Source organism: Ideonella sp. FW305-24 (genome assembly GCF_058788035.1).
Genome location: NZ_JBYTAI010000003.1, coordinates 484482 through 501465 on the forward strand (window position 1 = coordinate 484482; position 16984 = coordinate 501465).

A 16984-nucleotide genomic window follows, 5' to 3' on the forward strand; every position below is an offset into this window, starting at 1 on the left:
GCGAGGGCGGCGGATGCGGATGACGGGATTTTAGAGCACAACCAGCGCCAGCCCGGGCCGGTGAAACACCCGACCCGGGCTGCGCCCCGATCAGCTGCTGAGCGCCAGGTGCAGCTCCTGCAGCGACAGCACCTGCAGGTCGTCCTGGTGCTTCAACGCCTCGACAGCCGCTTCGCAGCCGGCCATGGTGGTGTAGTAGGTCACCCGGTTGGCCAGGGCCGCGGTGCGGATGTAGCGGCTGTCGGCAATCGCGGTACGGGTTTCGTCCACGGTGGTGAATACCAGCTGGATCTCGCCGCCCTTGATCATGTCGGCAATGTGCGGCCGGCCGTCCTTGACCTTGTTGACCACGGTGACTGGCACGCCGGCGGCGGCAATCGCAGCTGCCGTGCCCTTGGTCGCCACGACCTTGTAGCCCAGGTCGACCAGGTCGCCGGCAATCTTCACGGCGCGGTCCTTGTCGTTGTTCTTGACCGTGATGACCACCGTGCCCTGCGAGGGCAGGCGCGAGCCTGCGCCCAGTTGGCTCTTCAGCATCGCTTCGCCGAAGCTGTAGGCCACGCCCATCACCTCGCCGGTCGAACGCATTTCCGGGCCGAGGATCGGGTCCACGCCGGGGAACTTGTTGAACGGGAAGACGGCCTCCTTGACGCTGAAGTACGGCGGAATCACTTCGTGCGGCGGCTTGCCGCCCATGCCCTTCTGATCCACCAGCTTCTGGCCGGCCATGCAGCGCGCGGCAATCTTGGCCAGTTGCTGGCCGGTGGCCTTGGAGACAAACGGCACGGTGCGCGAAGCCCGCGGGTTGACTTCCAGCACGTAGATCACGGCTTCATCGCCCTCGCCCTGGATGGCGAACTGCACGTTCATCAGACCGATGACCTTCAACGCCTTGGCCATCTCGGCCGTCTGGCGGCGCAGCTCGTCCTGCAGCTTGGGGCTCAGCGAGTACGGCGGCAGCGAACAGGCCGAGTCACCGGAGTGCACGCCTGCCTGCTCGATGTGCTCCATGATGCCGCCGATCATCACGTCGACGCCGTCGCTGATGCAGTCGACATCGACCTCGATCGCGTCGTCCAGGAAACGGTCCAGCAGCACCGGCGACTTTTCCGAGACCCGCACCGCTTCGCGCATGTAGCGCTCCAGGTCCTTGTCGCCGTGCACGATTTCCATCGCCCGGCCGCCCAGCACATAGCTCGGGCGCACCACCAGCGGGTAGCCGATTTCCTGCGCCAGGCGCAGCGCAGCCTCTTCGGTGCGCGCGGTGCGGTTTGGCGGCTGCTTCAGGCCCAGCGCGTGCAGCAGCTGCTGGAAGCGCTCGCGGTCCTCGGCAATGTCGATGGAGTCGGGCGAAGTGCCGATGATGGGCACGCCGGCGCGCTCCAGGTCCAGCGCGAGCTTCAGCGGGGTCTGGCCGCCGTATTGCACGATCACGCCAACCGGCTTTTCCTTGGCCACGATCTCCAGCACGTCTTCCAGCGTCACCGGCTCGAAGTACAGGCGGTCCGAGGTGTCGTAGTCGGTCGACACGGTCTCGGGGTTGCAGTTGACCATGATGGTCTCGTAGCCGTCTTCGCGCATCGCCAGTGCCGCGTGCACGCAGCAGTAGTCGAACTCGATGCCCTGGCCGATCCGGTTCGGGCCGCCGCCCAGCACCATGATCTTCTTGTTGTTCGTCGGCTCAGCCTCGCACTCCTCGTCGTAGGTCGAGTAAAGGTAGGCGGTCTGCGTGGCGAACTCGGCGGCGCAGGTGTCCACGCGCTTGAACACCGGGCGCACATTGGCTTTCCAGCGCGCAGCGCGCACCAGGTGCTGGTTGGTGCCCAGCAGCTTGGCCAGGCGCTTGTCCGAGAAGCCCTTGCGCTTGAGGTACACCAATTCGTCGCGCGACAGGCCGTCCAGCGTGCGGCCGGCCAGCTGGCCTTCGGTCGTCACCAACTGCTCGATCTGGGCCAGGAACCACGGGTCGATGGCCGTCTCGGCGAAGACTTCGTCCAGCGACATGCCGATGCGGAAAGCGTCACCGACGAACAGGATGCGCTCCGGGCCGGGCTCGCCGATTTCCTGGATGATTTCCTCGCGGTCGGTCGAACGCTCGGTCAGGCCGTCGATGCCGGTTTCCAGGCCGCGCAGCGCCTTCTGGAAGCTCTCCTGGAAGGTGCGGCCCATGGCCATCACCTCGCCGACCGACTTCATCTGCGTGGTCAGGCGCGAATCGGCAGCCGGGAACTTCTCGAACGCGAAGCGCGGGATCTTGGTGACGACGTAGTCGATGGACGGCTCGAACGAGGCCGGCGTGGCGCCGCCGGTGATGTCGTTCTTCAGCTCGTCCAGCGTGTAGCCCACGGCCAGCTTGGCGGCGACCTTGGCGATCGGGAAGCCGGTGGCCTTGGAGGCCAGCGCCGACGAACGCGACACGCGCGGGTTCATCTCGATGACGACCATGCGGCCGTCCTTCGGGTTGATCGAGAACTGCACGTTGGAGCCGCCGGTGTCCACGCCGATCTCGCGCAGGATCGCGATCGAGGCGTTGCGCAGCAGCTGGTATTCCTTGTCTGTCAGCGTCTGCGACGGAGCCACGGTGATGGAGTCGCCGGTGTGCACGCCCATCGGGTCCAGGTTCTCGATCGAGCAGACGATGATGCAGTTGTCCGCCTTGTCGCGGACCACTTCCATCTCGTACTCTTTCCAGCCGATCAGCGATTCCTCGATCAGCAACTCGTTGGTCGGCGACAGGTCCAGGCCGCGCTTGCAGATTTCTTCGAACTCTTCCGGGTTGTAGGCGATGCCGCCGCCGGTGCCGCCCAGCGTGAAACTGGGGCGGATGACCATCGGGAAACCCGAGCCGCCAATGTCGGCCTGGATGCTCTTCTGCACGCCCCAAGCTTCTTCCAGCGTGTGCGCGATGCCGGACTTGGCAGAGCCCAGCCCGATCTTGGTCATCGCGTCCTTGAACTTCAGGCGGTCCTCGGCCTTCTCGATCGCTTGCTCATTGGCACCGATCATCTCCACCTTGTACTTGGCCAGCACGCCATGCTTGTGCAGGTCCAGCGCGCAGTTCAGCGCGGTCTGGCCACCCATGGTCGGCAGCACCGCATCCGGCCGCTCCTTGGCGATGATCTTCTCGACCACCTGCCAGGTGATGGGCTCGATGTAGGTGACATCGGCCGTGGCCGGGTCGGTCATGATGGTCGCCGGATTGCTGTTGACCAGGATGACCTTGTAGCCTTCCTCGCGCAGCGCCTTGCAGGCCTGGGCGCCGGAATAGTCGAACTCGCAGGCCTGGCCGATGATGATCGGGCCGGCGCCGATGATGAGGATGCTTTTGAGGTCGGAACGCTTGGGCATGGTCTTTTCTTGAGATCTGGCTGGCCTGGCTGCTTGTCAGCCCAGGCTGGCGGTGGCGAGCTTGGCGCCAAAGCCGAGGAACAGGGCACCAACGCCCGACGAGGCCACGCTGGCAGCGCGACGCCGCGCCACGAACGCGGCCGCCAGGCGTGCGCCGGAGAAGATCAGCACGGTCAGGTACAGCGCGCTGAAGGTCTGGGCGATGGCGCCCAGCACCAGGAAGCTCAGCGCGGGCCAGGCATAGGCCGGGTCGACGAACTGGATGAAAAACGACACGAAGAACAGGATGGCCTTGGGGTTCAGCAGGCTGATGAACAGCGCCTTGCGAAACGGCTGGCTCAGCTCGGCGTCAGACGCTTGCGCCGTGGCGAGCTCGCCACGCCAGCGCCGCACGGCGCCACGCAGCAGTTGGATGCCGACCCAGCCCAGGTAGACCGCGCCGACCATCTTCACGGCGAAGAACAGCGCCGGCACGGTGCGCAGCAGCGAGGCAGCGCCGAGGGCCGCCAGCGTCATCAGCACGGCATCACCCACGAACACACCGCAGGCCGCGGCATAGCCGTGGCGCACGCCGCGCCGCGCGGCGACCGAGAGCACGAAGATGGAGTTCGGCCCCGGCAGCAGCACGATGGCCATCGTGCCCAGCACATAGGTCCAGATGTCGGTGACGCCCAGCAGCATGGTTTGTTTTTCCCTTCTCGCGCCTTCAACCCATCTTCAACGCTTGCGTTCGGCCATCAGGCCGGTGAAGCGGTCGAACAGGTACGCAATGTCGTGCGGGCCAGGCGACGCTTCCGGGTGGCCCTGGAAGCAGAAGGCCGGCTGGTCGGTCCAGGCCAAGCCTTGCAGCGTGCCATCGAACAGGCTGACGTGCGTGGGGCGCAGGTTGGCAGGCAGCGTCTGCTCGTCGACCGCGAAGCCGTGGTTCTGGCTGGTGATGGACACCCGGCCAGTGTCCAGGTCCTTGACCGGATGGTTCGCGCCGTGGTGGCCGAACTTCATCTTGTAGGTGCCGGCACCCGCGGCCAGCGCCATGATCTGGTGGCCCAGGCAGATGCCAAAGGTCGGGATGCCGCTGGCGATCAGGTCCTTGGCGGCAGCAATCGCGTAGTCGCAGGGCTGCGGGTCGCCCGGGCCGTTGGACAGGAAGATGCCGTCGGGCTGGTGCTTCAGCACCTCGGCCGCGGTCGTCTTCGCCGGCACCACGGTGACGCGGCAGCCGCGTTCGGCCAGCATGCGCAGGATGTTGAACTTGACGCCGAAGTCATAGGCCACGACGTGGAACTTCGCGTCGCCCAAGGTACCGTAACCCGGCGTGCCGGCACCGTCGCCGCCTTCGGGGCGTGCCAGGCGCCACTCGGTCTGGGTCCACTCGTAGGGCTCGGTCTTGCTGACGACCTGCGCCAGGTCCAGCCCGGACATGCTGGGCGCGGCCTGCGCACGGGCCACAGCCTCGGCCTTGTCGGCCTCGGTCACCTGATGGCCCGCCGGGAAGGTGCTGATGCAGCCGTTCTGGGCACCGGTGGTGCGCAGCACCCGGGTCAGCCGGCGCGTGTCCAGGTCGGCAATCGCCACCGTGCCCTGGTCTTTCAGGTACGCGTCCAGCGACTGCGACTGGCGGAAGTTGGAGACTCGGACTGGCAGGTCCTTGATGATTAGGCCAGCGGCATGGACTTGAGACGCCTCGACGTCCTCGACGTTGACACCGTAGTTGCCGATGTGCGGATACGTCAGCGTGACGATCTGCCGGCAGTAGCTCGGGTCAGTGAGGATTTCCTGGTAGCCGGTCAGCGCGGTGTTGAACACCACTTCGCCAACCGTGTGACCGGGCGCGCCGATCGAGGTGCCGGAAAAGACCGTGCCGTCTGCGAGTGCAAGGATTGCGGGGGGCAGGACGGGCAGCAAGGGGGAACTCCGGTGTTCGCGCGCCCAGCCCGTGGGCCCTGGCCAAGGTTCAGGCCGGCGCGAACAGCGCGGCGAAAACGGTTTGGAAGGGCTCGGCAAGGAAAAGGGAAACGAGGTTTCGCTGGGCGGCTTTGTTTTGGGGTAAACCCGTCGATCATAACCCATCGTCCGCGATCAGGCGATCCCGACCCTGGCGCCAACCCAAGTGTTCGTGCGTCATGTGCCGCGCTTGGCGGACCTTCCGGCGCCTTCTGCGCCCACGCCGCCACACCAATGAAAACAGCCCGCCAGGCAAGCCTGGCGGGCTGTCGGGAGCGGCGGCCGAGACCACCAGCTCGAGGTGGCCCGAGGTTCAGCCGGTTGACGGCCCAACCTCGGCGCCATGGCTTACCAGCCGATGTCCTTCAGCAGTTCCAGCGTCAGGTCCTTCGGTGCCGAGACCTTGAAGGTCGGCAGGTCGGCGTTGATGGCCGGTTCCATCAGCAGGTTGCGCGTGGCCAGCGTGTCCCAGTGCGAGACCGACGAGCCCGACTGGTACGGGTTCGGCGTGTAAAGCATCACCCGGCCAGCGGCGTCAGCACCCGCGTAGAAAGCCTTGTCCACGCCCAGCACGGCGCGCACGGCGTGCTTGGCCGGTTCGGTGGGCGTCAGCACGGTCTTCAGCTTGATGCCGTCGTCCAGCGTGATACGCACCGACGGGATGGTCACCGTGGCATCTGCACCGCCCAGGCCAGCCGGCGGCCCACCTGCCGTGTTGTCGGCCACGATCACGGCCAACGCGCCAGCGTCCTGCGCATTCTTCACCTTGATGGTGAACGAGCAGGTTCCGCGGTCCACCAGGGCCACGTTGCCGGCGACCAGCGCGGCGTTCTCGGCGCTCAGCGGATTGCAGGCCAGGCCCGTCACGCCGTCGGCCTGGTCGATCACGCGGGCAATGGTGCCCTTGATGGCCGACGAGCTCAGGGCTGGGCCGAACGAGGCGGGGCCGACCTGGTAGGCGCCCGCAATGGCCGGGAACTTGTCCGACTTGACGGTCAGGATGGGCGTGCCCTTGCTCAGCACGGAGGGCATGTCGGTCGTGACGTTGGCACCGGTCCACACCAGGCCACGCGGGTTGATGGCGGACTTTGCGCGCTCGGCGTCCGTCATGTCGAACCAGGTCTTGCCGGCGGTGTTGTCGAACATCATCCGTTCCCACTGCGAGGGGAAGGCGACGCCGGTCTCATCCGCAATGCGGGCGCCGGTGGAACCGCTGGTCAGCGCCTGGAAGCCCAGGCCGTGGCCCACTTCGTGGGTCAGCACGACGGCGAAGTCGATCTGGCCGGCTGGCGCGTTGCCGTCCAGCCCCAGGTAGAAACTCTGGCCAGCCAGGCAGTTGGCCGCGCCCAGGTTGACGTTGAAGCGCGAGATGATTTCCGGCTCGGTGCCTTCGTCCAGGTCGCTGCCCGCCAGGGTGTTGGCCAGCGCGGCGGAATACCAAGTGCCCGCCGCCGGCGCATTCGGGAAATCACGCCAGACGCTGACAGCACCAGCCGAACCCAGCACGGCCGAGGTCGAAGTGCAACTCAGCGCTTCCCAGGTCGCCTGGATCTTGATCGCCGGGCCCTCGGGCAGAACCTTGCCCCAGGTCTTGGCCACCTTCTTGTAGACGTTCATGCGCTGCTCGCCGATCGTCGTGCCTTCGTTGCCACCCACCGGCGTTGCCGGCGTGGTGTCGTTGAAGCCGACACCGGCCGGGTCAGCGTTGATGATCTTGATGGTGGCGGCAGATGCGCCGACCGTGGCAACGGTCGCGGCCAGGGCCAGCAGGGATTGCTTGAACAACTTATTCACTTTCCGCCTCCGACGACTTCAGGCTCTGTGCAACCGGGCGAGCTTGCAGCGAGGCAGCCTCATCGCCTTCCACGCAGTCCATCACCAGCTTGCCATCGGCGCCGACAGCGGCACGCGAGTACGACAGGTGCTCTTCGCCCAGGCGCAGGCCCTTGGCGCCCACGGTGCGAGAGGCAATCGCCTGCGGCTTGGCCACCGAGCGCTGCACGCTCACGGAGGCTTGGTCCAGGGCCTTGCTTTCAGCGGCCGTGACCGGCCGCAGTTGCTTGGTCACCGGATCGATGCTGACGCGCATGCCGTCCATCGGGGCTTGAGAAGCCGAGGTGTCGAGGTCGCCTTGGGCCGATGCGCCCACCGCGACCGCCATCAGGGAAGCGCCGATGAGCGCCCTGATCGACAGGGTAAAACTAGCTGACATTCAAACAACTCCGAATAGGGAAGGAAGTAGTGAAAGACCAGTCTAGGTGGCCGATTTGTCTTCATCAATTGGTAACGTTTGCCTTTACGCCGTTCAATCTAGGGGGATTCGCAGGCCAGCCTGGCGCATGCCCCGTTTCGGCCCGCGGCCTGGGCCACGGAACTAGAATGGGTCGCAAAACGTCCTAGCCTGGGGCATGCGGCAAGAAGCTGCAGCCCGCTGTTTTCTGTTTCCCCTTGGAGGGTCCTCATGAACGAAAGCCTGCAAACCTACAACGGCGCGAGCATCGGCGCCGACGGGCTGGCCACCCAGCGCCAGCGCGTGCTACGCAACACCTACTGGCTGCTGGCGCTCTCGATGCTGCCGACGGTGCTGGGTGCGTGGATCGGCGTGGCCACCGGCATCGCCTCGATGATGACGCCCGGGGTGAGCCTGATTGTCTTCATGGTTGGCGCCTTCGGCTTCATGTTCGCAATCGAGAAGACCAAGGAATCGGGCGTCGGCGTGGCCGTGCTGCTGGCCTTCACCTTCTTCATGGGCCTGATGCTGTCGCGCCTGCTGTCGGTGATCCTCGGCTTCTCGAACGGCACTTCGCTGATCATGACCGCCTTCGGCGGCACCGCGCTGGTCTTCTTCGGCATGGCCTCGCTTGCCACGGTGATCAAGCGCGACCTGTCGGGCATGGGCAAGTTCCTGTACATCGGCGCGCTGGTGATCCTGGTCGCCGGCCTGATCAACTTCTTCGTGCAGTCCAGCGCCGCGATGCTGACGATGTCGGTGCTGTGCATCGGCCTGTTCTCGGCCTTCATGGTCTATGACATCAAGCGCGTGATCGACGGCGGCCAGACCAACTACATCAGCGCCACGCTGGAGCTCTACCTGGACATCTACAACGTGTTCCAGAGCCTGCTGGCGATTCTTGGCATCTTTGGCGGCGACCGCGATTGAGACGGGCTGCTGCCTGAAAAAGGGCGCTTCGGCGCCCTTTTTCATTCCATTTCTGAAAGCGATTCAGATATCTCAACCTGGGGCAGCTCCCTGGGCGGCGGCACCTCGCCTCGCTCGAACACCGCCATGCTTTCCACGTGCGCCGTATGCGGGAACATGTTCACCGCGCCGGCCGACACGCAGCGGTAGCCCGCCACATGCACCAGCAGGCCGGCGTCGCGCGCCAGCGTCGCCGGGTTGCAGCTGACATAGACGATGCGCTCGGGCCCGGTCCAGCCGTCGCGCGGGTTCTGGCGCAGGTCGGCCAGCGCCTTGATCAGCGCAAACGCACCCTCGCGCGGCGGGTCCACCAGCCACTTGTCGGCCGAGCCGAAGGCGACCAGGTCATCGGGCGTGATCTCGAACAGGTTGCGCGCTTCGAAGCTTGTGCGCTCGCTCAAGCCGTTGTGCTTGGCGTTCTGGCGTGAGCGCTCCACCAGCGTCTCGCTGCCCTCCACGCCCAGCACCTCGCGCGCCATCGTCGCAATGGGCAGCGTGAAGTTGCCCAGGCCGCAGAACCAGTCGATCACGCGTTCGCCTTTGCCGGCTTGCAGCAGCCGCAGCGCGCGGCCGACCAGCACGGTGTTGATCTCGTGGTTGACCTGGGTGAAATCGGTCGGCTTGAACGGCATGTGCACGCCGAATTCCGGCAACCGGTAGCCCAGCACCGGCCCGCCATCGTCCAGCAGGTGCACCGTGTCAGGCCCCTTGGGCTGCAGCCACCATTGCACCTGGTGCACGGCCGCGAAGTCGCGCAGCTTTTGCGCGTCGCCAGTAGAAAGCGGCTCCAGGTGGCGCAGCACCAGCGCGGTAATGCCATCGCCAATCGCCAGCTCGACCTGCGGCAGCCTGTCGCGCTGCTGCATGCTGGCGATCAGCTCGCGCAGCGGCATCAGCATGTTGCTGACATGGCGCGGCAGCACCTCGCACTGCTGCATGTCGGCCACGTAGCGCGACTTGCGCTCGTGGAAGCCGACCAGCACGGTGCCTTTCTTTGCCACGTAGCGCACCGACAGCCGAGCCCGGAAGCGGTAGCCCCAGGCAGGGCCTTCGATCGGCCGCAGCAGGCGCTCGGCCTTGACCTTGCCGAGGTGCGCGAGGTTGTCTTCCAGCACACGCTGCTTGATCGCGACCTGGCTCGAAGCATGAAGGTGCTGCATCTTGCAGCCGCCGCAGGCGCCCGCATGCAGGCCGAAATGCGGGCAGCCTGGGCGCACGCGCTGCGCGCTCTCGCGGCGCATCGCGACCATGGTCGCCTGCTCCCACTGGTTCTTGCGCCGGCCCACCTCGACCAGCACTTCCTCACCCGGCAAGGCGCCGTCGATGAACACCACCTTGCCTTCGCTGTTGCGGGCCACGCCCTGGGCTTCCATGTCGAGCGACTCGACCTTCAGCCATTCATCCTTCTGTGTCATGGGGCGGCATTATCCGGGCGGAGAAAGAGGACAGCCGCCCTGAGGCGGCTGTGGGTCATGACGAGGCGGCACTTTGTCGCCGCCAGGCTCAACTCATCTTGGAGGCAATAATTTGGCAGGATCGATCGGTTTGCCCTGGCGGCGGATCTCGAAGTGCAACTGCACCCGGTCCGCATCGGAGTTGCCCATCTCGGCAATCTTCTGGCCCTTGCGCACCGCCTGGTCTTCCTTGACCAGCAGCGTCTGGTTGTGCGCGTAGGCGGTCAGGTAGGTCGCGTTGTGCTTGACGATGATCAGGTTGCCATAGCCGCGCAGGCCGGAGCCGGCGTAGACCACGCGGCCATCGGCCGCGGCCAGCACCGGGTCGCCCGCCTTGCCGCCAATCGCCAGGCCCTTGCTCTTGTTGTCGTCAAAACCGGTGATCACACTGCCGGCTGCGGGCCAGGCCCACTGCACGTCGTCGTCGCCAGCGGCGGCCGCAGCCGCAGCCGCCGAACCGCTGGCGGTCGGCGGCGTGGCCATGCCCGCACCCGAGGCAGGCACGATGGCGCCGGATGCCGCACCCGAGGCAGGCGCCGAAGCCGGCTTGCCGTCCAGCGGCCGAGTCTCGACCTTGGCGGCCGCCACCGGCTTGGTCGCGGCAGCACCGGGCTCCTGGCCTGGTGGCACGACACGCAGCACCTGGCCCACCTCGATCACGTTCGGGTTGTCCATGCTGTTCCAGCGCGCCAGGTCACGCCAGGCCTGGCCGGTTTCCAGCGCGATGCGCATCAGCGTGTCGCCAGGCTTCACGATGTAGGTACCGGGCTTGGCCTCGGCAGGCGGCACGACGCTGCCGCTCTTGGACGGATCTGCGGCGGCACTGGCGCTGTAGGCAGCGGAGCCCCGACCCGCACCACGATCTTCGACCGGCGCCTGATTCTTGGTGGTAGTGCACGCCGCAAGCGTGGTGACGGCCACCAATGCAAGCCACGTGGACCAACGGCAGCCACGGAACATGGTCATGGCGATTCTTTTCCCTGAGTCAACTGATGCCGGATTTTAAGGGGACGAACTGGACCGCCTCGCCCAAGGTCCGGCGAAAGCCTTGAGGGGTCCGATCCACCACCACCAGCACCTGCCCGCGGCCATCGGCCGCGCGCGCCGGTGCGATCAACCTGCCCCCCACCGCCAGCTGCTGCAGCCAGGCCTGCGGCAGGTCCTCGCCACCGGCCGCCGCGACAATGCTGTCGTAGGGCGCCCGCAGCGGATGACCCAGCATGCCGTCGCCGTACAGCAACTCGCAGCGCGGCGTCTGCAAGCCGGCCAGTTGGCGCACCGCCACGTCGTGCAGCGCGCGCAGGCGTTCGATCGACACCACCTGCTGCGCCACTTCGGCCAGCAGCGCGGTCTGGTAGCCGCAACCGGTGCCGATCTCCAGCACGCGCCCGAGGTGGCCATGCCCGCGCGCCGACTCGCCGAGGAACAGCCACTCCAGCATGCGCGCAACCACCGAAGGTTTGGAGATGGTTTGCCCCAGGCCGATGGGCAGGCTGGTGTCTTCATAAGCCTGCGCCGCCAGCGCCGAATCGACAAAGCGGTGCCGGGGCACGCGCAGCATGGCTTGCAGCACCGGCTCGCTGCGCACGCCCTCGCCACGCAGCCGCTGCACCATGCGTTCGCGCACCGCCGGGTTGTCCAGCCCCAGGCCGGAAGGGGTGCTGAGCAAGCGCGCATCACGGGCCGCTTCATGCAGCAGGCGCTGTGGCCGCAGCAGTTCGGGCCTGGCCTTGGCGGCGGCAGGCTTGGCCTGGTGCAAGGACGCAGGAAATCTGGCGCTCGGTCGGTCGGTCGGATCCTTCGGCTTGTTCACAGCCGGCCGACCCGGCTCAGCTGCGCCTGCCAGCCGGGCAGCGCGGCATGGTCGGTCAGGTCGACCTGCAGCGGCGTGATCGAGACCTGGCCGTTGGCGACCGCGTGAAAATCGGTGCCGGGACCTGCTTCACGCGCGTCGCCAGCCGGGCCGATCCAGTAGATCGGCTCGCCGCGCGGGTTGGTCTGCTGGATCACGGACGAGCTGGCATGGCGCCGGCCCAGGCGGGTCGTGACCCAGGGAAGCTGCTCGGCGTCGGGCCGGTTCGGGATGTTGACGTTGAGCAGCCAGGGCACGGCCAGCGGCTCGCCTGGCTTGATCAGCGGCAGCACCGACTCGATCACCGCGCGCGCCACGCGGGCTGCGGCGTCGAGGTGGGTCCAGCCCTTCTCGGCCTGCGAAAACGCAATGGCCGGCACGCCGAACAGGTAGCCCTCCATCGCCGCCGCAACGGTGCCGGAATACAGCGTGTCGTCGCCCATGTTGGCACCCTGGTTGATGCCGGAAACGACCAGGTCGGGCCGGTGCGGCAGCAGCCCTGTCAGCGCGACGTGCACGCTGTCCGACGGCGTGCCATTGACGTAGCGAAAACCCGCCTGCTGCGTGCCCACCGCCTCGTAGACAGACAGCGGCCGGTTCAGGCTCAATGCGTTGGAAGTGCCACTGGCATTCTGCTCGGGCGCGATCACGTCGATCTCGCCGAGCCCACGGCAGGCTTCGGCCAGCGCGGCGAGGCCGGGCGCGAGGTAACCATCGTCATTGGCAATCAGGATTCGCATGCGGCGCATTGTAGGCAGCGCGTCACCTGCGAGACGCTGGGGTCGCACCCTGCTGACTATGATCGTTCGAGGATTGCACGGCAGGCGGTCCGCACACCTGCCCGAGCCATCACATTCATCCACTGGAGACACGACATGCATGCCTGGCTTTGCGAAACCACCGACGGTCCCGAGGCCCTGGTCTGGAAGGAAACCCCCACGCCCGAGCCCGGCGAAGGCGAGGTGCGCATCGCGGTGAAGGCCGCCAGCCTGAACTTCCCGGACATCCTGATCACCCAGGACAAGTACCAGTTCAAGCCGCCGCTGCCCTTTGTGCCGGGCGCCGAATACGCTGGCATCGTGGACAAGGTCGGCCCCGGTGTCGGCCACTTGCAGCCCGGCATGCCGGTCGCGGCGATTGCCGGCACTGGCGGCTTCGGCACCCATGCGTGCGTGAAGGCTGCCCAGGTGCTGCCGCTGCCGCCCGGCTTCAAGCTGGAAGACGCGGCGGCCTTTGCATTCACCTACGGCACCTCGCACCACGCGCTGATCGACCGCGGCGCGCTGCAGGCCGGCGAGACTGTGCTGGTGCTGGGCGCTGCGGGCGGCGTGGGCACGGCAGCCATCCAGATCGCCAAGGCCGCTGGTGCGCGCGTGATCGCCGCCGCGTCCACCGACGAGAAGTGCGAAACATGCCGAGCGCTGGGCGCCGACGCCACCATCAACTACGGCCGCGAGAAGCTGCGCGAAGCGCTGGCTGCGCTGACCGGCGGCAAGGGCCCGGACCTGGTCTACGACCCGATTGGCGGCGACCTGGCCGAGCAGGCCTTTCGCTCCATTGCCTGGCGCGGCCGCTACCTGGTGATCGGCTTTGCCGCCGGCGGCATTCCGGCGCTGCCGTTCAACCTGCCGCTGCTCAAGGGTGCCTCGGTGGTCGGCGTGTTCTGGGGCGACTTCGTCAAGCGCGAACCCGGCAACAGCGCGCGTGCGCTGGCCCAGCTGAGCCAGTGGTATGCCGAAGGCAAGGTCAAGCCGGTGATCGACGAGTTGCTGCCGATCTCCGAACTGCCGCGGGCCTACCGCCGCATGGCCGGCCGCGAAGTGCGTGGCAAGCTGGTGATGACGCTGGATTGACGCCCCGACCGCGGCATTGTTCCGCCCTGGTCTCCGCTTGCAGCCCCCACAATCGAGGGCAAGTGCCACCACTGCGCCTGCTAGCATGCGCAGTGGTATTTGGAGTCATCAGGGAGATTCGTTCATGTCAGTCAAGGTGTTGATCCTCGAAGACAACCCGGTGGCACGCGACTTCCTGTCGCGTGTGCTGCGGGAAAGCTTCAGCGATCCGATCTCGATCACCGAGGCCGGCGATCTGGAAACCGCGCGCGCGCAGATCGCGCTGACCGGCCCGCAAGGCCTGCACGGAGCCGATCCGTTCAAGCTGATGCTGGTGGACCTCGAGTTGCCCGACGGCAATGGCCTGGAGCTGCTGGCCGAGCTCACCAACTACCCGGCGACCAAGGTCGTCACCACGCTGTATTCCGACGACGAGCATCTCTTCCCGGCGCTGCAGTGCGGCGCCGACGGCTACCTGCTGAAGGAAGACCGCTTCGAGGTGCTGGTCGAAGAGCTGCGCAAGATCGTGCTGGGCCAGCCACCGCTGTCGCCGGCGATTGCCCGGCGGCTGCTGACCCACTTCCGCTTCAGCGGCACGCCAGTGGACCCGCAGGCCCCCGCGCCGCTGACCACGCCGATGAACCCGCCGGTCAACGCACCAGCTGCCAGCAGCAAGCCGCCGGTGCCGATCGAGCGACCGGTCGAAATGCCGCACCTCACGCCGCGCGAGATCGAGGTGCTGACCTACTTGAGCAAGGGCTTCACGATCAAGGAGATCGCGAACCTGATGGGCATCAAATGGTTCACGGTGAACGACCATATCAAGTCGATCTACCGCAAGCTGAATGTCTCCAGCCGCGCAGAAGCCGCCGTGCTGGCGAGCAAGCAAGGCCTGGTCTGACGCAGCGGCGAGCCGGCAGCCCCGCCTCGCCCGTCCTGCCGCCCCATCTGGGGTAGCCCACCCTCTGACCCTTGTACGGCCCGGCCGCCGTGGTGCTGGCACCGCAAGGCAACGCCGGCCCCACCGCGATGAACACGACGAACTGGTCCGACTCGCTGGGTCCCTCCTCGGTCCTGCCCCCGCTGGAGCTTGAGCGGCCGCCGGCTGACAACGGTGGCCCGGGCCGGACCCAGCGCATCGCGTGGCGGCGCCAGGCACTGCTGCTGGCCGCCGTCATCGGCTGCCTGACAGTCTTCATGCTGGCCCGCGCGATGGCCAACAACCCGCACATCGCGGCCGAATGGCGCACGACGGCCAGCGGCCACCTGGAGCTCGCCGACACGCCGCTGCTCTCGCTCAAGCCCTTTGTCGGCCGCGAACTGGACGCAGTGGTATCGCCGGACGGCGAAGTGCTGCCGTTCGGCGTGCTGACCATCTCGCATTCGGCCCGCTGGATCACCGATGACGCCGTACGGCGCGACCTGGTGAAGGTGCGGCTGGCCACGGCGCAATCGCTGGAAGCAGGCCAGGTCACGCTGCGCTTTCGTGATGGCGCACAGGTCGAGCTCAAGCCACGCCCACGTGGCTACGGCAGCCTGGGCGCGATGTTCTGGCTGATGAGCGCTTTTGCGATGGTGCTGTTCCTGGTCGGCTGGATCGTGCCGCTGGTGCAACCGCAGTTGCGCAACCTGCTGTACGCGGTGATGGCGCACGCGCAGGCCGCGCAGCTGCTGCTGGCTGCCGTCGCCTCGGTGCCTGCGCTGGCGCTGCCGTCGCTGATGGTGCTGCGTGAATCCAGTGTGCACGCGGTGCTGGAGGCCGTCACTGGCGCCGCCATCGTGCATGCCGCGTCCCTGCATCCGGCCCGGCTGAAAGGCCGCTGGCTCATTGCCGCAGCGGCCTGGGCCGCCACGCTGGCCTACGCCCTGCCCTCGCTGTCCGGCACGCTGACGCACGACTGGTGGTGGGGCCAATCGCTGCTGCTGAGCGACGGGCTGGTGTGCATCGCGCTGCTGAGCTGGTCCCACCGCAACGAGCCGCATCCATTTGCGGTGGTCATGCGCCGCTTCTGCGTGGTCACCGTGGCCACGCTGGCGCTGCTGACGCTGGCCGTCTCGATGCGCCCGCACCTGCCACCGGAAGTGCAGCCGGTGGCCTCGGTCGGGCCGGTGATCTGGGGCGTGTTCTTCGCCTCGGTGGTGCTGCTGGTGCCCTTCATCTCGCGCTCGCAGAACGTGATGCGTGAGTTCGCGATGCTGGCCGGCATCAGCACCATTGCCACCTCGGTGGACCTGCTGTTTGTCGCGGTCTTCTCGTTCAGCCAGTTCACCTCGCTGACGCTGTCGCTGTTCCTCGCGCTGGGCGCGTACGCGGCCATCCGCCAGTGGCTGGTAAGCCAGATGATGGGCGCGCGCGCCTTGACCACCGAGCGCATGTTCCAGCACCTGTACCGCATTGCGCGCGAGGTGGAGGCGCGGCCGGAACGCGCGGCAGACCGCATGATCGAGCTGCTGCGCAATGTCTTCGAGCCACTGGAAACCCACCGCAGTGCCGGCCGCGCACAGCAAAGCCGGATTGCCGGCAACGGCGCTGTGCTGCAGGTGCCGCTGCCCAACCTGACCGACAACCCGACAGTGGACGGCATGGTCTCGCTGCGCTTTGCCGAGCGCGGCAAGCGCCTGTTCACGCAGGAAGATGCCCGCCTGGCCGACCGCGTGCTGGAACAACTGATGCGCGCGCTGGCACACGACCGTGCGGTCGAGCGCGGCCGCAGCGAAGAGCGCACCCGCATCGCGCAAGACCTGCACGACGACATTGGCGCCCGCCTGCTGACGCTGATGTACAAGTCGCAAAGCAAGGAAATGGAAGAGTACGTGCGGCACACGCTGCAGGACTTGAAGACCCTGACCCGCGGCCTTGCTGCCAAGCATCACCCGCTGGCACTGGCGGCGGCCGAGTGGAAGACCGACATCACGACCCGGCTGGAGGCCGTGCGCTGCGAGCTGGAATGGCATGCCCACTTCGACCAGGAGATAACGCTCAGCATGATCCAGTGGTCCTCGCTGACCCGCATCCTGCGCGAGCTGGTCAGCAACGTGATCTCGCACTCCAAGGCCTCGCACGTGCGCATCGAATGCCGGCTGCACAACGGCCGCTTCAGCTTCGAGCTGGCCGATGACGGCGTGGGCCGCGAACCGGCCAAATGGTCCCACGGCCTGGGCCTGGGCGGCATCCGCAAGCGCGTGAAGCTGTTGAATGGCACCGTGCGCTGGCAGGAGCGCGACCCGGTGGGCACCCTCTGCTCGGTGGACATTCCGCAGCTGGTTCGCCCAGATTAGATGGCGGATGGCGCACCCGGCTTCGCGGTTACGCGAAGCCACAAAGCAAAACGGCGACAAGAACTGAATCTTGTCG

The 16984-nt window shown here is 66.9% G+C and carries 13 protein-coding genes; 4 read left to right on the forward strand and 9 right to left on the reverse strand.

The window, feature by feature from the left end:
- Window positions 1–90: 90 nt before the first annotated feature.
- The 5 genes from carB to AC3WR5_RS11180 form a co-directional block, all read right to left on the reverse strand.
- Window positions 91–3348, reverse strand: a complete 3258-nt coding sequence (gene carB / locus AC3WR5_RS11160) for a carbamoyl-phosphate synthase large subunit (protein WP_492484340.1) — start codon at window positions 3346–3348, stop codon at window positions 91–93.
- Between the two features lie 36 nt (window positions 3349–3384).
- A complete protein-coding gene (gene leuE / locus AC3WR5_RS11165) occupies window positions 3385–4029 on the reverse strand; it encodes a leucine efflux protein LeuE (RefSeq protein WP_492484342.1) in 645 nt (214 codons plus the stop codon).
- Between the two features lie 36 nt (window positions 4030–4065).
- The gene (gene carA / locus AC3WR5_RS11170; RefSeq protein WP_492484344.1) at window positions 4066–5253 is read right to left on the reverse strand and encodes a glutamine-hydrolyzing carbamoyl-phosphate synthase small subunit; all 1188 of its coding nucleotides are present in this window, start codon (window positions 5251–5253) and stop codon (window positions 4066–4068) included.
- Between the two features lie 387 nt (window positions 5254–5640).
- Window positions 5641–7086: a PA domain-containing protein gene (locus tag AC3WR5_RS11175; RefSeq protein WP_492484346.1), complete on the reverse strand. Its 1446-nt coding sequence runs from the start codon at window positions 7084–7086 to the stop codon at window positions 5641–5643.
- Window positions 7079–7504: a post-PEP-CTERM-1 domain-containing protein gene (locus AC3WR5_RS11180; RefSeq protein WP_141284828.1), complete on the reverse strand. Its 426-nt coding sequence runs from the start codon at window positions 7502–7504 to the stop codon at window positions 7079–7081. The genes AC3WR5_RS11175 and AC3WR5_RS11180 overlap by 8 nt, the downstream gene beginning before the upstream one ends.
- A 249-nt stretch (window positions 7505–7753) precedes the next feature.
- On the opposite strand from AC3WR5_RS11180, the gene AC3WR5_RS11185 reads away from it, so the two are divergent.
- Entirely contained in the window at window positions 7754–8452 is a 699-nt protein-coding gene (locus AC3WR5_RS11185) for a Bax inhibitor-1/YccA family protein (RefSeq protein ID WP_141284830.1), read from the forward strand.
- Between the two features lie 41 nt (window positions 8453–8493).
- Here the strand turns inward: AC3WR5_RS11185 and rlmD are convergent, their stop codons facing one another.
- The 4 genes from rlmD to surE form a co-directional block, all read right to left on the reverse strand.
- Complete coding sequence (rlmD, locus tag AC3WR5_RS11190; RefSeq protein ID WP_492484348.1) at window positions 8494–9906, reverse strand: 23S rRNA (uracil(1939)-C(5))-methyltransferase RlmD; 1413 nt, start codon at window positions 9904–9906, stop codon at window positions 8494–8496.
- A gap of 93 nt (window positions 9907–9999) precedes the next feature.
- On the reverse strand, window positions 10000–10905 hold the full coding sequence (locus tag AC3WR5_RS11195; RefSeq protein WP_492484595.1) for a peptidoglycan DD-metalloendopeptidase family protein: 906 nt from the start codon (window positions 10903–10905) through the stop codon (window positions 10000–10002).
- Window positions 10906–10930: 25 nt separating this feature from the next.
- Window positions 10931–11704 (reverse strand): protein-L-isoaspartate(D-aspartate) O-methyltransferase, encoded by a 774-nt coding sequence (locus AC3WR5_RS11200; protein WP_492484350.1) that lies wholly within the window; start codon window positions 11702–11704, stop codon window positions 10931–10933.
- A gap of 50 nt (window positions 11705–11754) precedes the next feature.
- Complete coding sequence (gene surE, locus AC3WR5_RS11205) at window positions 11755–12537, reverse strand: 5'/3'-nucleotidase SurE (RefSeq protein ID WP_492484352.1); 783 nt, start codon at window positions 12535–12537, stop codon at window positions 11755–11757.
- Between the two features lie 135 nt (window positions 12538–12672).
- On the opposite strand from surE, the gene AC3WR5_RS11210 reads away from it, so the two are divergent.
- The 3 genes from AC3WR5_RS11210 to AC3WR5_RS11220 all read left to right on the forward strand — a co-directional run bounded on the left by AC3WR5_RS11210 (window position 12673) and on the right by AC3WR5_RS11220 (window position 16908).
- Window positions 12673–13650, forward strand: a complete 978-nt coding sequence (locus tag AC3WR5_RS11210) for an NADPH:quinone oxidoreductase family protein (RefSeq protein ID WP_492484354.1) — start codon at window positions 12673–12675, stop codon at window positions 13648–13650.
- 124 nt (window positions 13651–13774) lie between these two features.
- Entirely contained in the window at window positions 13775–14530 is a 756-nt protein-coding gene (locus AC3WR5_RS11215) for a LuxR C-terminal-related transcriptional regulator (protein ID WP_141287693.1), read from the forward strand.
- Window positions 14531–14601: 71 nt separating this feature from the next.
- Window positions 14602–16908, forward strand: a complete 2307-nt coding sequence (locus tag AC3WR5_RS11220; protein ID WP_492484356.1) for a sensor histidine kinase — start codon at window positions 14602–14604, stop codon at window positions 16906–16908.
- Window positions 16909–16984 lie beyond the last annotated feature (76 nt).

Bases quoted from the DNA above. Each gene is read 5' to 3' on its own strand.
- AC3WR5_RS11195 (WP_492484595.1), bottom strand. From the start codon at position 10,905: ATGTTCCGTGGCTGCCGTTGGTCCACGTGGCTTGCATTGGTGGCCGTC.
- carB (WP_492484340.1), bottom strand. From the start codon at position 3,348: ATGCCCAAGCGTTCCGACCTCAAAAGCATCCTCATCATCGGCGCCGGC.
- surE (WP_492484352.1), bottom strand. From the start codon at position 12,537: ATGCGAATCCTGATTGCCAATGACGATGGTTACCTCGCGCCCGGCCTC.
- AC3WR5_RS11215 (WP_141287693.1), top strand. From the start codon at position 13,775: ATGTCAGTCAAGGTGTTGATCCTCGAAGACAACCCGGTGGCACGCGAC.
- leuE (WP_492484342.1), bottom strand. From the start codon at position 4,029: ATGCTGCTGGGCGTCACCGACATCTGGACCTATGTGCTGGGCACGATG.
- AC3WR5_RS11210 (WP_492484354.1), top strand. From the start codon at position 12,673: ATGCATGCCTGGCTTTGCGAAACCACCGACGGTCCCGAGGCCCTGGTC.
- AC3WR5_RS11180 (WP_141284828.1), bottom strand. From the start codon at position 7,504: ATGTCAGCTAGTTTTACCCTGTCGATCAGGGCGCTCATCGGCGCTTCC.
- rlmD (WP_492484348.1), bottom strand. From the start codon at position 9,906: ATGACACAGAAGGATGAATGGCTGAAGGTCGAGTCGCTCGACATGGAA.
- AC3WR5_RS11185 (WP_141284830.1), top strand. From the start codon at position 7,754: ATGAACGAAAGCCTGCAAACCTACAACGGCGCGAGCATCGGCGCCGAC.